Here is a 16,923-nt window from a genome sequence, read left to right as displayed (position 1 = left end):
GATGCCCAGCCTCATCACGCAGGTGAAGAGCAAGCTCTTCATCCACTCGAACCGCAAGTCGCTGCACGCGCTCGACGGCGCCTATGCGTCGCTGCTGCACGGGCGGAGCCTCGACTTCGAGGACCTGCGCAAGTACGAGTACGGCGACCAGGTGCGTGACATCGACTGGCGCGCGACCGCCCGCCTCGGCACGCCGTTGGTCAAGCGGTCACGGGCCACGCGCATGCACACCGTGATGTTCGTCGTCGACACGGGGCGCTCCATGACCGCTCTCGCCGCGGACGAGCGCTCGAAGAAGGACCTGGCGATCCTGGCGACCGGAGCGCTCGGCGTGCTGACGCTCCGGCACGGCGACGACTTCACCGTCGTCTACGGCGATTCCTCGCGCGTCCGTCGCCTGGCGCCGGGGCGCAGCGAAGGCGCCCTGGAACACGCGTTGCGGACGATCGACCGCGCGGTCGACGACGCGGCCGCCCCCAGCGATCGCGACGCCCTGCTCTCCTTCGTCACGCGGACGATCGCGCGGCGCATGATCGTCGTCGTCGTCACCGACGAGGCCCCGGTGACGACGGAGACCGAGCGGCTGCTGCGCCGACTGCGCGTGCAGCACGACGTGCTCTGGCTCACGCTGCGCGACGCCGAACCGGTGCTCGATCACCGGTCCGCGCGGCTGCGCGCCGACGTCGACAGCCTCTGGCAGGTTCCCGATTTCATCCAGGGCGACCGCACGATCGTGAACGAGCTCAGCGCGCAGCGGGCGGCGGATGCCGCCCGGCTCGCCGACCTGCTCACACGGATGGAGATCAGCCAGGCCGCGCTCGACGGTCAGGACCACGCCGTTCCGCAGCTGCTGCACCTGTTGAACCGGAGGTCCGATGCCCGGTTCTGACGAGTTCTACCCCCCGGCGCAGTATGGGTGGGGATGGATGCTGCTCGCTCTCGGCGTCCTGGCGCTGCTGATCGTGGGCGCCTGGCTGCTGTTCCGGCTCACCCGCCCCCGCACCGCCGCCTCCGGAGGGGCCGCGGATGCCGGGCAGCCGTCCACGCTCGATGTGCTGTCCGCTCTGCGCTCGGAGTACCTTGACCGCATAGACCGCGTCGAGCACGACTACCGGGACCGCCGACTCTCCGCACGGCAGGCGAACCTGGAGCTGAGCCGCGTCGTACGGACGTTCGTCAACGAGTACAGCGGTCTGGAGGCACCGGTGCTCGCCCTCGACGACCTCGTGTCCCGCGGCGTCCACCCGGCGCTCATCGACGCGATGGGTCGTCACTACTATCCGAGCATCTTCCGGCAGGGGCCCGCGATCGACCCGGTCGCCGGAGCCGAAGCCGCCAGGACGGTGGTGCGCGCATGGCACTAGCGAACGGCTGGATGCTGGTCCTCGCCGCGGCGGTCGTCGTCGCCGCGGTGGCGATCGGTCTCGCGGTCGGCCTGCGCCGCCACCGGGACCGGCGCGCCGCGGACACCGCTCGCGTGGCTAGGGCGGAGCGGCTGCGAGCGCTGCCGTCCTTCCGCCAGGCGCTGTCCCGTCGCGCCGTCGCCCTGACGGGTCTGCTCGCCCTCGGTGCGGGGGCCGCGCTGGTCGCCGGCGTCGTGGCCGCACGGCCGATGTCCGCCCAGACGGTGCAGCCCGTCGACACCAGCCGAGACATCATGCTGTGTCTGGACGTGTCGGGCTCGATGTCCGAGGTCGACGTCGAGGTGCTCTCCGTGTTCGACGAGCTGCTCGACGGCTTCGAGGGGGAGCGCATCGGCCTGACGATCTTCAACAGCTCGCCCGTGCAGATCTTCCCCCTCACCGACGACTACGACTTCATCCGCGAGCACCTCGCGAGCATGATGTCGAGCTTCGACTACGTGGACGAGATCCCGGAGCACTGGCTCGGCACCCTCAACGGCGACGGCGCCTCCCTCATCGGCGACGGGCTCGCGGCGTGCACCATGGGCTTCGACCACCCGGACGACGACCGGTCGCGGTCGGTGATCTTCGCGACGGACAACGAGATCAACGGCGCCTCGATCGTGGCGCTCGACGAGGCCGCGGCGTATGCGGCCTCCCAGGACGTGCGGGTGTTCGCGATCAACCCGGTCGAGGGCAAGGACGCCGACGTCAGCGCCGAGCTCGCGGCCGCCGCCGAGGCCACGGGAGGCGCCGCGTACGGACTCCGTGACACGACCACGGTCGGCGACATCATCGACGAGGTGCAGAAGCAGGAGGCCACGGCGCTGCGCGGCGAGGCGCAGGTGGTCTGGACGGACACCCCGAACCTGTGGATCGCCGTTCTCTCGGTCCTCGCGCTCGGCTTCGTCGTCCTGGTGTGGAGGGTGCGCCTGTGATCTTCCAGCCCGTCCTCCCCGTGTTCCTCATCCTGCTGCTGTGCGCCGGCGTCGCCGCGGTGGGCGTCTGGATGCTCGTCCGCGCCCCGCGGGTCGGCGGCGAGGTCGTGACCGATCGACGCGCTCTCGCCGTGCACCGGTCGCTGTGGGCCCTGCGGCTCGTGATGGTCCTCGCCTGCGCCGTGATGCTGCTGCGGCCGGGGCTCCCCGGAGGATCCACGCAGACGCTGGCGACCGACACCGACATCGTGCTGGTCGTCGACACCACCGCGAGCATCGTCGCCGAGGACTGGGACGACGGCTCTCCCCGACTCGATGGCGTCCGCGCGGACGTGCGGGCCCTCGTGGAGGAGTACCCCGGAGCCCGTTTCGCCCTGATCACCTCGGATGCGGCGGCCGAGCTGCGGATTCCGCTGACCACCGACACCACCGCCCTCCTCGGATCGCTGGACGTGCTGCGCCCCGAGGTCACGAGCCAGTCGCGCGGCAGCTCGATCGGCGTGGCCGCACCGCTGTTGAGCGAGACCCTCGCCGCCGCGGCGGAGTCGTCGCCGGACCGTTCGCGCATGGTCTTCTACTTCGGCGACGGCGAGCAGACAACGGGTTCCGCGCCGGAGTCCTTCGCCGACAGCGCGCGCTACACCGACGCCGGAGCCGTCTTCGGGTACGGGACGGCCGAGGGCGGTCCGATGCGCGTGACGACGGGCGGCCTCGATCAGAACGGTTCCGAGTACATCCAGTACCAGGGTGCCGATGCACTCTCCGTCATCGACGAGGGGAACCTCGAGACGATCGCCGGACAGCTCGGCGTCGAGTACGAGCACCGGGAGGCGGGCGTCGCCCCGTCGCTCCCCGCCGCACCGTCGAGTACCACCGCCTATTCCGACGCCGGCGAGGTGGGGAACGTGATCGAGCTGTACTGGGTCGCCGCACTGGTCATCCTCGCCGCGCTCGCGGTGGAGCTCACCCGCGCGACGATCCTGGTCGCCCGGCTCCGCGGCCTCCGCGTCCCTCGCGCCGGACGGTCGGTTCCACCCCACACCCCCTGACGGCGCCCGAGGCCCCGGGCTTCCCTGCAGATACGGCGTGTGTGCCGCGCCTTTCGATGGTATTGTGTTACCCGTCGCAGGCTCTTATGCCTTTCACGGGGGTTCGCCGAGGCGGACGACTGCGATACGAGCATCTCTGGGGGAAGCTCTCGCGGCCGGTCGTCCGGCGATGTCGTGCCGACGTGGGGTCGGCCATCAGAAGACTGGGGAACACACATGGGGAACAGTGCTGTCTGGAAGCGCGCGCGCACGGGCGTGGCCGGAGCGATCGCGGGGGTGATGGTCGCCGCGGGGCTGGTCGCCCTCGGTGGGGGTGCTGCCGTGGCCGCCGAAGCCCCGGGCGGCCTGCCTCCGCTGTTGCAGCGGGATCAGAACGTGGTCACGTCCGATCCGATCCCGACCGTGCAGATCGACGACGGGTATGTCTGGGCGCAGACGACGATCGGCTCGATCGTGTACGCGGTCGGCAAGTTCGACAACGCGCGCGAGCCGAAGGCCGCTCCGGGGACGGCGCTGACGGCGCGCTCCAACGTGCTCGCCTACAACATCGACACGGGCGCGCTCCTGCCGTTCGCGCCGAAGGTCAACGGCGTGATCAAGGCCGTCGCCGCCTCGCCCGACGGCACCCGGATCTACATCGGCGGCTCGTTCAACAAGGTCAACGGCAAGGACCGCTGGAACATCGCCGCGATCGACGCCAAGAGCGGCGAGCTCGTCCCCGGATTCGTGCCTTCCATCGGCGGATCCGGCGTCTACGCGCTGGCGACGTCGGGGACGACCGTCTACGCCGGCGGCCTCTTCACCCAGGCCAACGGCACGCCGCGGAAGAACCTGGCCGCGTTCGACACCACCAACGGTGCCCTCCGACCGTGGGCTCCGCAGACCGACCTCCAGGTCGATGCCATGGTCATGGACCCGGCCGGCGCGGACACGATCGTCGGCGGACGCTTCTCCCAGGTCAACGGCAACACCGAGATGCGCGGCAGCGCCTCCGTGGACAAGACCACCGGAGCGCTGAACACGGACTGGGAGCTGGCCAGGACCGTCAAGAACGGCGCCGGATCCGGGATCTACGCCGGCAAGGCCGGGACGTTCGGTCTCGCCACCGACGCGACGGGTGTCTACGGCACCGGCTGGGGCTTCGCCGACGCCGCGACCGGCAGCCTCGAAGGTACCTTCGCCGCCGAGGCCGGCACAGGCAAGGTGCGCTGGATCGCGGATTGCCTCGGCGACCACTACGGCGTGTACTCGACCGGCAAGGTCGTCTACACCACCAGCCACACGCATTCATGCGAAACTCTGGGACTCCACCCGGAGCAGGCTCCGCGCGTACACCGCTATTCCGAGGCATACACGGCGGATGCTCGCGGAACGCTGGCACCCGCGCCGACCGCGCCCGGTCGCAAGGACTGGGGCGGCACGCCCGCCCCGTCGCCGTACGCGTGGTCACCCGATTGGGCGGTCGGGACCACCACAGGACTCGGTCAGGCCGGGTTGTCGATCACCGGCACCGGCACCATGATCTCCATCGGCGGCGAGTTCCGCTCCGTCAACAACGGACGGTTCGAAGGACTCGTCCGCTTCTCGACCACCCCTCCAGAGGGCCCGAAGGACGGCCCCCGCCTCTCCGGCGACAAGTGGGTGCCGACCGCGACTTCGCTCACCCCCGGGCGCGTGAAGGTCACCATTCCCGCCAACTGGGACCGTGACGATCTCACGCTCACATACGAGTTGCGCCGCGCCGACTCGACCACCCCTTTGTTCACCACGAAGGTGGACTCCACGTGGTGGAACCTGCCCGCAGTCAGCTTCGAGGACACGACGGCTCCGGTCGGCGCACAGCAGCAGTACACCTTCACGGCCACGGACAGCGACGGCCACACGGTTTCGAGCAAGACGACGACCGCCACGGCGGCCGCGTCCACACCTGCGTACTCCAACGCCGTGCTCGCTGACGGCCCCCAGTTGTACTACCCGTTGGGAACCGTCGCGCAGGACGTGGCAGGTACGAACAGCCCACTCATCCGCTCAGGAGCGACGCCTCGGTCATCAGGCGTGCCGAAGGGCGTGGCCGGGGCGACAGCCCTCGACGGGACAGAGACCGGACGAGTCGACACGACCACGAAGGCCGCGGCGCCGTCATCGTTCTCGGCCGAGATGTGGTTCCAGACCTCGACGACCGCGGGCGGCGTGTTGTTCGACTTCGAGAGTTCGGCCGCTGGCTTCTTCTCGAAGAACTACGACCGAACCGTCTACATGTCAGACAACGGCCGCCTGAACTTCGGGGTATACAACGACGGCACCAAAGTGCTCACGACCGCGACGGCATACAACGACAACCGCTGGCATCATGTCGTCGCATCGGTGAGCCCCGAGGGAATGAAGCTCTTCATCGACGGAAAGCTCGACGGCCAGCTCCCTAACGTCACCACAGCGCAGGACTTCAACGGGTTCTGGAAGATTGGCGGTGGCAGGCTGAAGGGTTGGGCAAATGAGCCGACCAAGACTCTTGCCGCCCCTGCCAACCTTGCCGGCGATGCCCACCTCGTCGGCACTGTCGATGAGTTCGCGGTCTACCCGTATGGCCTGACCGCGGGACAGATCAAGACCCACTACAGCGTGGGGAATGGCTCCACAGCCCCCGTCGCCGCTTATACGGCCGCGGCAAGCGGCCTCACCGCGGCCTTCGACGCGAGCACCTCCGTGCCGCCGGGGACGACCACGATCTCGGACTATCGCTGGGACTTCGGGGACGGTACGACCGGTACGGGCAAGACGCCGTCGCATGCCTACGCGAAGCCCGGCACGTACGCGGTCAAGCTCACGGTCACCGACAGCCAGAATCTCGTGGGCTCGGTCACGAAATCGGTCGTCGTCCAGGGCGCCAACACGCCGCCCACGGCCTCGTTCACCCTCTCCGCCTCGGGGTTGACGGTGTCGGCGGACGCGTCGGCATCGACCGATGCCGACGGCAGCATCCGCAGCTACCGCTGGGACTGGGGTGACGGCACGACGGGTGAAGGCGCGACGGCGACGCACACGTACCCGACGGCCGGGACGCGGACGGTCACCCTCACGGTGACGGACGACGTCGGGGGCGCGGCGACCACCACCCGGGAGGCCGTGGTGGCGGAGCCCGCGCCGCTCGCGAGCGACGAGTTCGACCGGACCGCCGGCCCCGGCTGGGGCGAAGCCCTCGCCGGCGGCGCCTGGAAGATCGCCGGCGGGTCCGCGGCCGCGGCCAGCGTCGCCGACGGCTCCGGGCAGCTGAAGCTGGCCGCGGGAGACACCCGCCACGCGACGCTGAACGCTTCGTCGGTGCCGAACCCGGCGCTGGAGGCGACCTTCCGCATCGATCAGCCGTCAAGCACAGGAGGCTCCTACATCGGGGTCATCGCCCGCGACTCGTCCGCTGGTCGGTATCTCGTCCGCGCCTGGCTTCGCCCTGACGGCACGGTCTGGCTCGTGGCGCACCGCGACGGCACCGTCCTCGCGACCCGGGCACTGAACGGCGTCACGGTCACCCCTGGCACCACGTACACGCTGAAGGCGTCCGTGACCGGAACGGACAAGACGTCGCTCGTCGCGAAGCTCTGGGTCACAGACGCCGCGGAGCCCGCCGATTGGCAGCTGCGGGCGAGCGACCCCACCCCGCTGCCGGCGGGTGGTGTGGGCCTGAGCGGCAGCCGCTCCGCGAGCGCGACCGCGCCGCTCGGCGTGTTCTTCGACACGTTCCGCGTCAGGGCAGCGGAGTAATCGGACCGCACGCGACGGACGCCGACCTCGATCAGCCGGGGTCGGCGTCCGTCGCATCGCCGTATCCGTCGCGCCTGATCGTCGCGGATAGGATGTTCAGACGCCGACGACAGGGGAGGAGGTGGGTCGTGATGCCTGCGCAGGACGACCCCGCCGCAGCCCTCCTCCGCTCGAACCGCCGTCGCCGGCTCATCCGCCGGTGGGTCGCGATCGGGACGATCCCGCTCACCCTCGCCGCCCTCCTCTTCGTGGGCAAACTGCTGAGCATGTACGCGTTCGCCCACCAGGCCATCACCGCCTACGTCGTCGACGACTTCGCGGGTTCCGAAGCCTCGGCGCGTGGACAGGACGTCCTGAACTGGTTCGAGCCGTACAAAGCCCCCTACAACACCGGCACCGCACTGGCCGGTGCCGACGAGCTCCCCGCCTCCCGTGCGGAGCTGGAGCGCTCCCTCGACCTCGCGACCGGCCTGGAGGTCTGCCCGGTCCGGATCAACCTCGCTCTCGTCATCGAGCGGATGGGCGACGCCGCCAGGGCCGATGGCGATGGCGCCGGGGCGACCGCCCTCTACGGCGAGGCGCTGACCGTCACGGTCGAGACCCCGGAGGAGTGCCGCAGCGACGAGGCGCAGCAGCAGTCCCCCGACCCCGAGCGCGACATGTCGGACACCCTGGACAACACCGAGGACCGCCTCAAGCAGAAGCAACAGGAGCAGGAGCAGGAACAGCAGCCGCAGGAGCCGCAAGAGGATCAGGAGGAACCGCAGCCGTCCGAGGACAAGCTGCAGGACCTCCAGGACAAGCTCGAGCAGGGGACGCAGGAGCGCGACCAGCAACAGGGTGACGACCCCGGCGGCACCGGGACGGACAGGCCATGGTGAGTGACCACGAGCGGCAGCGCGCCCGCTACGTCGGCGGTACCGAGGGCGCCCCGCCCGTCCCGCCGCCCGGGGGCTACCGCGGTGCCCGGCGGCAGCAGCCGATCGACCTCACGCCACCGGTCGATCCACAGCTGCCCACGGAGGAGAAGAAGACCTCCACGACTGCGCTCGGCTGGATCGCTCTGGTCGCCGCGATCCTCTTCACGCTGATCCTGTTCGGCACGCTCGTGGTCGGCGGCACCGACCTGCTGTACGGAGTGACGATGATCACGCTGCAGCTCGTGGTGCTCGGAGTGATCGTGGCCGCGCTCTTCACCCCCGGCGGACGACGGCTCGGGGTCATCGCGCTCGTCCTCACCGTCCTGTTCAACGTCGCGACCGTGGGGGCACTCAGCGCTCTGCGCACCTCGGCATCCGGGAACTACGAAGGCGTGAAGACCGCGGAACAGCGGCACGCGGAGGCCTACCCCGGGATCAAGGGCACCTCCCCGCAGGAGGCGCTCACCCAGCAGTCCATGGAGGAGGTGCGCGCGGAGGCTGATTCCCTCTTCACCGACATCCGTGAACGGCTCACCGCGGACTTCGGGTTCACGTGGGTCCAGGTCGGCGACGAGGATATCCGGCCGGAGCGGAACGGCTACGGCGGCGAGTCGATGCTGTCGGAGTACACGTCGGCGGCCTGGGCGACCGAGCAGCCCGTGCAGGGCTACGCGCGCAAGCTCGACGTGATGGCGGCGATCGACGAGGTCGTGGCGTCCCACGGCCTGTGGAACCTGTACTCGTTCAACGATCCGACGAACTCCGGCATCGACCCGTCCATGATCGCCAAGCTCTACGGCAGCGATGACCCTCGCACGCAGACGACGTGGGAGTACTACACGGAGAACTACCCCGACCCGCTGCGCTTCTACGCGAACATCTACGACCTGTCGAACGATGCCGACGGCGGCTTCCGCAGCTCGCGGGAGGCGCAGAGCGCGCGCACCGGCGAACCGATCGAGGGGCTCCAGCTCGTCGTGATCGCCGGCAAGGTGCTGAGCGAGGACGACCGCGCGGAGTTCGAGGAGCGGCTGCAGGACTACCCCGGCTTCGAGTGACCGGCCCGGTGCGAGGATGACGGGATGAGGCAGGGAGCGGTCGGCACGGTGCGGCTCGTCGAGCACGGCGGGCGGCGGCTGGTCGAGAAGCGCCTCTCCGATCCGGCGCGGCACCTCAACGAAGTGCGGGCCCTTCGCGGGCTCGTCGGCTCCGGGCTCCCGGTGCCCGAGGTGGTCGAGGAGCGGCCTGGCGTGATCCTCATGACCGCCCTCCCCGGTGCCCGTCTCGACGACACCGACGCCGACGTCCGGATCGCGGATCTCCGGGCCTCGGCACCCCTGCTGCGCGCCCTGCACCGGCTCGAACCGCCGGACGACCTGCTTCCCGCGCCGGACGACGCGGCCATCATCGAGCGGTATCGCGCCGCCGAGGCGCCACGCCTCCCCCTGCTCATCCCACCCTCGTCCGAAAGCGTCTTCTGTCACGGCGACTGGACGGACGGCAACCTGCTCGCGCAGCACGGACGCATCTCCGGGATCGTGGACTGGGAGGCCGCACACCGCGGCGATCCGCTGCGGGAGCTGGCGCGAGCCGCGTGGGGAGCCGCACGGAAGGATCCGCGCTCGGAGCGGGCGCTCATCGACGGGTACGGTGCGGATCCCGCCCGCGTCCGTGCGTGGTACCCCGTGCACGCCGCCGAGTTGTGGCTGTGGTTCGCGGAAGCCGGCCCTCCGGAGTACCTCGCCGCGCTCACCGCGGACCTGGAGAGGTGGTCGGCCTGACACCTCACCCGGTGATTCCCGGTCCATCCCCTCGATGATCGGCAGCGGCGTGGCTACACTGGCCGCACAGGGGGAGGGAGTGTCCGCATGATCAACGAGCTCGATGAGCAGCAGTCCTACGAGTTGCTGGCGACCACCACGGTGGGCCGGATCGGATTCGTCGACGACGGCCTGGTGCAGATCCATCCGGTGAACTTCGTCGTCTCGGGGCACGAGCTGCTCCTGCGCACCTCACCGGACGGCCACCTGGCGGCGCTGTCCCGCGAGGCGGCCACGGTCTCCTTCGAGGTCGACTACCACGATCCGATCGGCGGCCTGGGGTGGAGTGTGCTGATGCACGGGGTCCTGTCGCCGGTTCCGGAGGATCAGGCGGCCGGGGCGGCGGCGCGGGTGCACCCGTGGGCCGGAGACGACCGTGATCTCCCGCTGTCGTTCCGCATCGAGCGCATCACCGGACGCAGCGTCCGCCGCGACCCCCGCACCAGCGGGGTCTGAACGCGCCCGCCGTCCCGTTCAGGAGGCGAAGGCGAGACCCGCGGCGAGCGCGAATCCGAGGACGGTCGCGAGCCCCGTGGACTCCTTCGCCTTCGACTGCGCCTCCGGGACCATCGAATCCACCAGCATGACGAGCAGGGCGCCCGCGGCGAAACCGCTCGCCCCGGAGCGGAAGACCTCGCCGGTCACGCTCGCCAGGGCGAATCCGGCGACGGTGGCCGCCGCGCACAGCACGGCGACCCCGGCCCACAGCAGCAGCACCCTGCTCCGTCGCATGCCGCCGTCGAGCAGGTCGGCGGCGGAGCCGATGGACTCCGGGAGGTTCGAGACGAGGATGGCGACGACGAGCGCGATGCTCACCGGCTCCCCTGAGGCGAGACCGATGCCGAGCACGAGCTGCTCCGGGATCCCGTCGAGGAGCGCCCCCACTGCGAGCTGGCCTCCCCCGGCCTCGCCCTTCTTCCTGGCGGCTCTGGCGTCGAGGATGCGGGCGGCGATGTAGTAGCTGAGGGCTCCGAGCGCGACGCCGGTGACGAGGGGGATCGGACCACCGCGGTCGAGCCCCTCCTCCCAGAGCTCGAAGGCGATGGAGGCCATCAGGGCTCCGGCGCCGAAGCCCAGCACGATGCCCAGCCACCGCGGCGGCCACGTGCGCAGCATCGCGAGCACCGCGCCGACGAACAGCGGAGCCGCCGCGACGGCTCCCCACAGAATCGCTCCACCCATGCGCCCATCTTCCCGCCGACCCACCCCTTTTCGCGCGAGCCACCCCTCTGCGTGCGTCCGAAAGGGGCCGGAACACACGAAAGGGGGTGGGTCGCGCGCCGATAGACTGGGAGCCATGTCCAAGGTCCTCCAGTCCCTGCCCGTCGGCGAGCGCGTCGGCATCGCCTTCTCCGGAGGACTCGACACCTCCGTCGCCGTCGCGTGGATGCGCGACAAGGGCGCCGTGCCGTTCACCTACACGGGCGACCTCGGCCAATACGACGAGGACGACATCGCCTCCATCCCCGGCCGCGCGCTGGAGTACGGCGCCGAGGCCTCTCGTCTCATCGACTGCAAGACGGCGCTCGTCGAAGAGGGCTTCGTCGCGCTCTCCTGCGGCGCCTTCCACATCCGCTCCGGCGGCAAGACCTACTTCAACACCACTCCCCTCGGCCGCGCGGTCACCGGCACGCTGCTCGTGCGTGCGATGCGCGAGGACGGCGTCGACATCTGGGGCGACGGCTCGACCTACAAGGGCAACGACATCGAGCGCTTCTACCGCTACGGCCTGCTCGCCAACCCCCGCCTGCGCATCTACAAGCCCTGGCTCGACGCGGACTTCGTCACCGAGCTCGGCGGTCGCCAGGAGATGAGCGAGTGGCTCCTCGCGCACGGCTTCCCGTACCGCGACTCGGCCGAGAAGGCGTACTCGACGGACGCCAACATCTGGGGCGCGACCCACGAGGCGAAGACGCTCGAGCACCTCGACGTCTCGCTGGAGACCGTCGACCCGATCATGGGCGTGAAGTTCTGGGACCCGTCCGTCGCCATCGAGGCGGAGGACGTCTCGGTGACGTTCGAGGGCGGCCGTCCGGTCGCGATCAACGGCGTCGAGTTCAGCGACCCGGTGGCCCTGGTGCAGGAGGCGAACGCGATCGGCGGTCGCCACGGCCTCGGCATGAGCGACCAGATCGAGAACCGCATCATCGAGGCGAAGTCCCGCGGCATCTACGAGGCCCCGGCCATGGCGCTGCTCTTCATCGCGTACGAGCGCCTCGTCAACGGCATCCTCAACGAGGACACCCTCGCGACCTACCACGAGCAGGGCCGGCGCCTCGGTCGCCTCATGTACGAGGGACGCTGGCTCGAGCCGCAGTCGCTCATGCTCCGCGAGTCCATCCAGCGCTGGGTCGGCTCGACGATCTCGGGCACCGTGACCATCCGCCTGCGCCGCGGCGACGACTGGACGATCCTCGACACGGTCTCCCCGAACCTGTCGTACGGGCCGGAGAAGCTGTCGATGGAGCGCGTCGGCGACGCCGCGTTCGGCCCGGTGGACCGGATCGGCCAGCTCACGATGCGCAACCTCGACATCGCCGACTCCCGCGCGCGCCTGGAGCAGTACGCGGGTCTCGGCCTCGTCGGCGGCGCGACCGGCGAGCTCGTCGGCCGTGTGACCGCCGGCGAGTCCGCCGAGATCACCGAGTCCGTGCACGGCTCGATCTCGGAGGCTGACGAGAACCTCGCCGACGCGGTCGACACGGCCTCCGAGCGCGCGGCCTTCGACTCCGGCACCGACTGAGCGCACGGGGCGCCGCGGGCGACCGTGCACCCGCCCCCGTGATCAGGACGCCGCGGCGAGCGGATGCGCCGGCGCCACGGCGCGGTCGACGATCCCCGGCAGCACGTCGTCGAACAGCGCGATGAGGGCGGTGCGCATCGCCGCCGCGTCGCGTCCCGGCAGCACGACGGCGATCCGTACGACCGCGGCGCGCACGTCCGACCAGTCGAAGACACTCCCCGCGCGACGGGCGACGCACGCGAGAAGCGTCCCCAGGCTCCCGACGAGCTCGGCCCGCTCCGCGTTGCCCTCGATCCACGCGAAGGCGACCGCGAGAGCGCGCAGGCCGTCGCCGAACGCGGAGCCGTCCCGCCACCGCACCGCCAGTGCCACGTCCTCGACGAGCTCGTCCAGGTAGTCGAGGTCGTCCGCGTGGAGCACTGCCATCGTGCGTCGGACGGAGCCGATCCAGACGTCGCCGAACAGGGCCACCACGTCGCGCGCGCGGTCGCCGTCGAAGGCGGTCACCCACCGGGTGCCGTCGCGGCGCACCGCGATGAGTCCGACAGCGGCGAGGCCGTCCAGGGCACGGAGGACATCCGCCGGCGCGGCACCGAGGGCGGCTGCGAGCCCCCGCTCGTCCACCCGCGTGCCCGGCGCGAGCGCCCCCGAGACGATCGCATCCGTCAGCCTGCCCTGCAGGCCGCCGTGCCGATCCCCTCCCGCCGATGTCCCGCTCACCGCGCGTGCATCATCCTTCTTCTCGATCATGGCGTCCCCCCGCCGTTGCATGGACCGATCCCGCCGGAGCCCCGGTCCGGACCGGTCTCTCCACTGAGAATGCGCCGAAGCGCGACGCGTAACATAACACGACCTTCCCCGGAGGAGCCTCGGCGCCCTGCCTCGCGGTCGGTACGCTGCGAGGTTGCTGAGTTATCTTGCACAGTGCTGTGCATGTTATTACCATGGAGGGATGACCACTCGCGCCCTCCGTCGCGACGCTGCAGAGAACCGCGCTGGCATCCTGTCCGCGGCTCGCAGCGCCCTTGCCTCCGACCCGCACGCCTCCCTCGACGCGATCGCCCGGACCGCCGGCCTGTCGCGCCGCACCCTCTACGGACACTTCGAGGACCGGGACACCCTGATCCGCGAACTCGTCTCCACCGGCGCCCAGCGCTTCAATGCCATCGCCGCCTCCATCGACGACCCCGACGCCCGCCTCGCCCTCGCCCGACTGGCCGCCCGGCTCTGGGAGGAGGCGGCGCACATCCAGGTCGCCGCCGCGCTCGCCCTCGACGAGGCGCACGTCGAGCACACCGCCGCTGCCCTCGCGCCGTTGCGCCGGAGCGTCGCCGCCCTCGTGCGGAGGGGACAGGAGGACGGCAGCTTCCGCACGGATCTCGCCGCCCCCACGCTCGCCCGACTGATCGAGGAGATGGCGCGCACGGTCGTCTCCCGCACCGACGCGCAGAGCAGTGGCGCCGGAGACGTCGCCGTCCGGGCCGTGCTCAGCATCGCGGGACTCTCCTGGCGCGAGGCGGACGAGCTGCTCTCCTCTCACCCGGACATCACCGCCGACGACCAGGAGGTCCGCGCATGAGGATCACACTGCACGATGTCAGCAAGGGTCGCGCCGGACAGGCCCTTCCCTCCATGAGCCTCGAGTTCCACTCGGGCGCGGTCCGCTACGCGCTCGCGGAGACCGAGCAGCGGCCGACCGTGCTCGGCCTCATCGCGAGCGGGCGGATGCGCCCGGACACGGGCCGCGTCACCATCGATGCGGCGGCGAGCCCGAAGGAACTGCGTCGCCGGGTCGCCCTCGTCGACGCCCCGGACGTCAGCGACCCGCATCCGGACATCACCCTCGCCGGGGTGGTCGGTGAGGAGTTGATGTTCGCCGGGCGCGGTGCGACCCCGCTCCACGCCCGACGCTGGCTCGGCCGGGTGGGATACCAGGAGCTCGCCTCCGTCCCCATCGGCTCGGTCGACCCGGCCGCCCGCGTGCGCATCCTGTGCGAGCTCGCCGTGCTCCGCGAGGGCGTCGAGGGCATCGTCCTCGTCGCCCCGGATCGCCACGGCGGCAGCCCGGACGGATGGTGGCGCATCGCGGCCGAGTTCGCGGACCGCGGGTACGCGATGCTCGTGATCGTCGGCGGTTCCGCCGCCGTCGCCCTCGAGCGCATGCACGAGTTCGACGCGATCAACGCGTCCGGTCCCGTCGAGCCGCTGGTCCTCGAGCGTCCCGACGACGGGGCCGTGACCGACGACGAGGCCGTGACCGACGACGACCCGCTGGCCGAAGACGAACCGCTGGCCGAAGACGAAGTACCGTCCGAAGACGAAGCCCCGTCCGACGAGGAAGGAGAAGCGCGATGAAGGTCCCCGCCATGATCGCCGCCGAACTCCGCCGCCTGACCGCGAGCCGGATGGGCATCCTCGCCCTCGTGGCCCTCATCTGCGTGCCGATCCTCTACGGCGGCCTCTACCTCTGGGCGAACCAGGATCCGTACGCGAAGTTCTCCGAGGTCCCCGTGGCCCTGGTGGTCGACGACGAGGGCGCTCCCGCCCCCACGACCGGCACCGAACCGGCGAGCGACGAGACGGTCAACTACGGGGAGGACGTGGCGGAGAACCTGATCGAGGGGAACGCGTTCGACTGGCAGCGCATGACCGAGGACGAAGCCGCCGACGCCCTGCGCCACGGCGCGGTCGACTTCACCGTGACGATCCCGGCCGACTTCTCCACCGCCCTCACCTCCGCGGCGGGCGACGACCCGCACCAGGCCAGGATCGAGCTGGAGACCAACGACGCGAACAACTACCTCGCGTCGTCGATGGGATCGCAGGCCGTCGAGAAGATCCGCAGCTCCGTCGCCGAGATGGTCGGCAGCGAGGCCGCGGAGCGACTGCTGACCGGCCTCAGCGACGTGCGCGACAACCTGGTCTCCGCGACCGACGGCGCCACGCAGCTCGTCGACGGCGCGCGCAGCGCCGCCTCCGGGAGTACGACGCTCGCCGACGGGACGGCGAAGCTCGCCGACGGCTCCGCGCAGCTCGCCTCCGGGGCCCGGACGCTCGCCGACGGCGCGCAGCAGGTGAGCGCGGGCAACCGCCAGCTCGCCGACGTCGCCGACCGGGCCGGAGCCGCGGTGCAGGAGGCGACGGACGCGCTGCCGCAGGTGCGCTCGGACATCGCCGACCTCCTGACGGAGCAGGGACTCGCGCCCGAGGAGATCGACGAGGTGCTCGCCCGCCTGGATCCGCTCGGAACCCGGATCGAGGAGGGCAACGCGCAGGTGCAGGACGCCGTCGGCAAGGTCGACCAGCTCGCCGCCGGTTCCGCCTCGCTGGCATCGGGGGCGAGCGAGCTCGCCGGCGGCGCCGGCACCCTCGCGACGGGCGCGGCCGCGGCGAACTCGGGCGCGGCCCAGCTCCGCGATGGCCTGAAGACACTGTCCTCCGGGACCGCGGAGCTGCGGGACGGGCTCGCCGACGGTGTGCAGGCGATCCCCGCCTCCACCCCCGACCTGCGCTCCCTGCAGGCCGACACGATCGCGGACCCGGTGAAGGTCTCCAGCGACAAGGTCGCCTCCGCGGAGGACTACGGCGCCGGCCTCGCCCCGTTCTTCGCCGCCCTCTCCGCGTGGATCGGCATCTACGCGCTGTTCCTCATCGTGAAGCCGATCTCCCGCCGGGCCGTCACGGCGCTGCACTCCCCGATCCGGATCACGCTCGCGGGCTGGCTGACGCCGGCGATGCTCGGTGCGGTGCAGATGCTCGGCCTGATGGGGATCCTGGCACTCACGCTCGGCTTCACGTTCGATCATCCGCTCGGCACGCTCGGGGTGATGATGTTCGCCTCGGCCACGTTCGCCGCGATCATCCTCGCCCTCAACGTCTGGCTCGGGTCCGTGGGGCAGTTCCTCGGCCTCGTGCTCATGGTGCTCCAGCTCGTCACAGCGGGCGGGACGTTCCCCTGGCAGACACTGCCCGCTCCCCTCGCCGCGCTGCACCACGTGCTGCCCCTCGGCTACGTCGTCGATGCCATGCGCCAGCTCATGTACGGCGGGGACTACGCGAGAGCCGGCTGGGACCTGGCTGTGCTGGGCGCCTGGCTCGTCGGGGCCCTGCTGCTGGCGATGATCGGTGTCACCCGCATGACGCACCGCCGCACGCTGCGCGATCTGCAGCCCAGCCTCATCGGCTGACCCTCCCGCTCGCCGCGGACCATCCCGCGGCGAGCGCGGGGCGGCTATGATGCGAGAGCGCGTACCCGTGAAACGCGCACTGGGGCTCGGTGGGACTGAGTCTCACC

Annotated in this window: 15 protein-coding genes; 13 read left to right on the top strand and 2 right to left on the bottom strand. The window is 70.9% G+C overall.

Annotated elements, in window-relative coordinates:
• Nucleotide 1: 1 nt before the first annotated feature.
• From AB0310_RS10460 to AB0310_RS10420, 9 genes are all read left to right on the top strand, one after another.
• Nucleotides 2-889, top strand: a complete 888-nt coding sequence (locus AB0310_RS10460) for a DUF58 domain-containing protein (protein WP_366237186.1) — start codon at nucleotides 2-4, stop codon at nucleotides 887-889.
• The gene (locus AB0310_RS10455; RefSeq protein WP_366237185.1) at nucleotides 876-1,364 is read left to right on the top strand and encodes a hypothetical protein; all 489 of its coding nucleotides are present in this window, start codon (nucleotides 876-878) and stop codon (nucleotides 1,362-1,364) included. The genes AB0310_RS10460 and AB0310_RS10455 overlap by 14 nt, the downstream gene beginning before the upstream one ends.
• Nucleotides 1,355-2,341, top strand: a complete 987-nt coding sequence (locus AB0310_RS10450; RefSeq protein ID WP_366237184.1) for a VWA domain-containing protein — start codon at nucleotides 1,355-1,357, stop codon at nucleotides 2,339-2,341. Before AB0310_RS10455 ends, AB0310_RS10450 begins: the two co-directional genes overlap by 10 nt.
• Nucleotides 2,338-3,390 carry a vWA domain-containing protein gene (locus AB0310_RS10445; protein ID WP_366237183.1) on the top strand — a complete coding sequence of 351 codons (1,053 nt, stop codon included), beginning with the start codon at nucleotides 2,338-2,340 and terminating at the stop codon, nucleotides 3,388-3,390. Before AB0310_RS10450 ends, AB0310_RS10445 begins: the two co-directional genes overlap by 4 nt.
• Nucleotides 3,391-3,606: 216 nt before the next feature.
• Entirely contained in the window at nucleotides 3,607-7,146 is a 3,540-nt protein-coding gene (locus AB0310_RS10440) for a PKD domain-containing protein (protein ID WP_366237182.1), read from the top strand.
• Between the two features lie 131 nt (nucleotides 7,147-7,277).
• Nucleotides 7,278-8,027 carry a hypothetical protein gene (locus AB0310_RS10435; protein WP_366237446.1) on the top strand — a complete coding sequence of 250 codons (750 nt, stop codon included), beginning with the start codon at nucleotides 7,278-7,280 and terminating at the stop codon, nucleotides 8,025-8,027.
• Nucleotides 8,021-9,124: a DUF4064 domain-containing protein gene (locus tag AB0310_RS10430; protein ID WP_366237181.1), complete on the top strand. Its 1,104-nt coding sequence runs from the start codon at nucleotides 8,021-8,023 to the stop codon at nucleotides 9,122-9,124. Before AB0310_RS10435 ends, AB0310_RS10430 begins: the two co-directional genes overlap by 7 nt.
• A gap of 24 nt (nucleotides 9,125-9,148) precedes the next feature.
• Nucleotides 9,149-9,847: a phosphotransferase family protein gene (locus tag AB0310_RS10425; protein WP_366237180.1), complete on the top strand. Its 699-nt coding sequence runs from the start codon at nucleotides 9,149-9,151 to the stop codon at nucleotides 9,845-9,847.
• An 87-nt stretch (nucleotides 9,848-9,934) separates the two neighbouring features.
• On the top strand, nucleotides 9,935-10,342 hold the full coding sequence (locus tag AB0310_RS10420; RefSeq protein WP_187662849.1) for a pyridoxamine 5'-phosphate oxidase family protein: 408 nt from the start codon (nucleotides 9,935-9,937) through the stop codon (nucleotides 10,340-10,342).
• Nucleotides 10,343-10,360: 18 nt separating this feature from the next.
• On the opposite strand, the gene AB0310_RS10415 is transcribed toward AB0310_RS10420, so the two are convergent.
• Nucleotides 10,361-11,068, bottom strand: a complete 708-nt coding sequence (locus AB0310_RS10415; protein ID WP_259954122.1) for a ZIP family metal transporter — start codon at nucleotides 11,066-11,068, stop codon at nucleotides 10,361-10,363.
• A gap of 115 nt (nucleotides 11,069-11,183) precedes the next feature.
• Between AB0310_RS10415 and argG the strand changes: the two genes are divergently transcribed.
• Entirely contained in the window at nucleotides 11,184-12,629 is a 1,446-nt protein-coding gene (argG, locus tag AB0310_RS10410) for an argininosuccinate synthase (protein WP_366237179.1), read from the top strand.
• A 42-nt stretch (nucleotides 12,630-12,671) separates the two neighbouring features.
• Here argG and AB0310_RS10405 read toward each other — a convergent pair whose 3' ends face one another.
• Nucleotides 12,672-13,379, bottom strand: coding sequence for a GntR family transcriptional regulator (locus tag AB0310_RS10405; protein ID WP_280565857.1), 708 nt, complete (start codon nucleotides 13,377-13,379; stop codon nucleotides 12,672-12,674).
• A 202-nt stretch (nucleotides 13,380-13,581) separates the two neighbouring features.
• Here AB0310_RS10405 and AB0310_RS10400 point away from each other — a divergent pair, with 202 nt between their 5' ends.
• From AB0310_RS10400 to AB0310_RS10390, 3 genes are read left to right on the top strand one after another with little or no spacing between them, the layout of a single operon-like run.
• A complete protein-coding gene (locus AB0310_RS10400; RefSeq protein WP_187662845.1) occupies nucleotides 13,582-14,208 on the top strand; it encodes a TetR/AcrR family transcriptional regulator in 627 nt (208 codons plus the stop codon).
• Nucleotides 14,205-14,984 (top strand): hypothetical protein, encoded by a 780-nt coding sequence (locus tag AB0310_RS10395; protein WP_187662844.1) that lies wholly within the window; start codon nucleotides 14,205-14,207, stop codon nucleotides 14,982-14,984. The genes AB0310_RS10400 and AB0310_RS10395 overlap by 4 nt, the downstream gene beginning before the upstream one ends.
• A complete protein-coding gene (locus AB0310_RS10390; RefSeq protein WP_187662843.1) occupies nucleotides 14,981-16,816 on the top strand; it encodes a YhgE/Pip family protein in 1,836 nt (611 codons plus the stop codon). The genes AB0310_RS10395 and AB0310_RS10390 overlap by 4 nt, the downstream gene beginning before the upstream one ends.
• Nucleotides 16,817-16,923 lie beyond the last annotated feature (107 nt).

The organism is Microbacterium meiriae (assembly GCF_040702565.1).
Taxonomy (GTDB): domain Bacteria; phylum Actinomycetota; class Actinomycetes; order Actinomycetales; family Microbacteriaceae; genus Microbacterium; species Microbacterium meiriae.
The sequence above is the reverse complement of the archived record's forward strand: the minus strand, read 5'-3'. Positions and strand labels throughout refer to the sequence as shown.

Bases quoted from the DNA above. Each gene is read 5' to 3' on its own strand.
- AB0310_RS10440 (WP_366237182.1), top strand. From the start codon at position 3,607: ATGGGGAACAGTGCTGTCTGGAAGCGCGCGCGCACGGGCGTGGCCGGA.
- AB0310_RS10435 (WP_366237446.1), top strand. From the start codon at position 7,278: ATGCCTGCGCAGGACGACCCCGCCGCAGCCCTCCTCCGCTCGAACCGC.
- AB0310_RS10460 (WP_366237186.1), top strand. From the start codon at position 2: ATGCCCAGCCTCATCACGCAGGTGAAGAGCAAGCTCTTCATCCACTCG.
- AB0310_RS10390 (WP_187662843.1), top strand. From the start codon at position 14,981: ATGAAGGTCCCCGCCATGATCGCCGCCGAACTCCGCCGCCTGACCGCG.
- AB0310_RS10450 (WP_366237184.1), top strand. From the start codon at position 1,355: ATGGCACTAGCGAACGGCTGGATGCTGGTCCTCGCCGCGGCGGTCGTC.
- AB0310_RS10420 (WP_187662849.1), top strand. From the start codon at position 9,935: ATGATCAACGAGCTCGATGAGCAGCAGTCCTACGAGTTGCTGGCGACC.
- AB0310_RS10400 (WP_187662845.1), top strand. From the start codon at position 13,582: ATGACCACTCGCGCCCTCCGTCGCGACGCTGCAGAGAACCGCGCTGGC.
- argG (WP_366237179.1), top strand. From the start codon at position 11,184: ATGTCCAAGGTCCTCCAGTCCCTGCCCGTCGGCGAGCGCGTCGGCATC.
- AB0310_RS10395 (WP_187662844.1), top strand. From the start codon at position 14,205: ATGAGGATCACACTGCACGATGTCAGCAAGGGTCGCGCCGGACAGGCC.
- AB0310_RS10425 (WP_366237180.1), top strand. From the start codon at position 9,149: ATGAGGCAGGGAGCGGTCGGCACGGTGCGGCTCGTCGAGCACGGCGGG.
- AB0310_RS10430 (WP_366237181.1), top strand. From the start codon at position 8,021: ATGGTGAGTGACCACGAGCGGCAGCGCGCCCGCTACGTCGGCGGTACC.
- AB0310_RS10415 (WP_259954122.1), bottom strand. From the start codon at position 11,068: ATGGGTGGAGCGATTCTGTGGGGAGCCGTCGCGGCGGCTCCGCTGTTC.
- AB0310_RS10405 (WP_280565857.1), bottom strand. From the start codon at position 13,379: ATGATCGAGAAGAAGGATGATGCACGCGCGGTGAGCGGGACATCGGCG.
- AB0310_RS10455 (WP_366237185.1), top strand. From the start codon at position 876: ATGCCCGGTTCTGACGAGTTCTACCCCCCGGCGCAGTATGGGTGGGGA.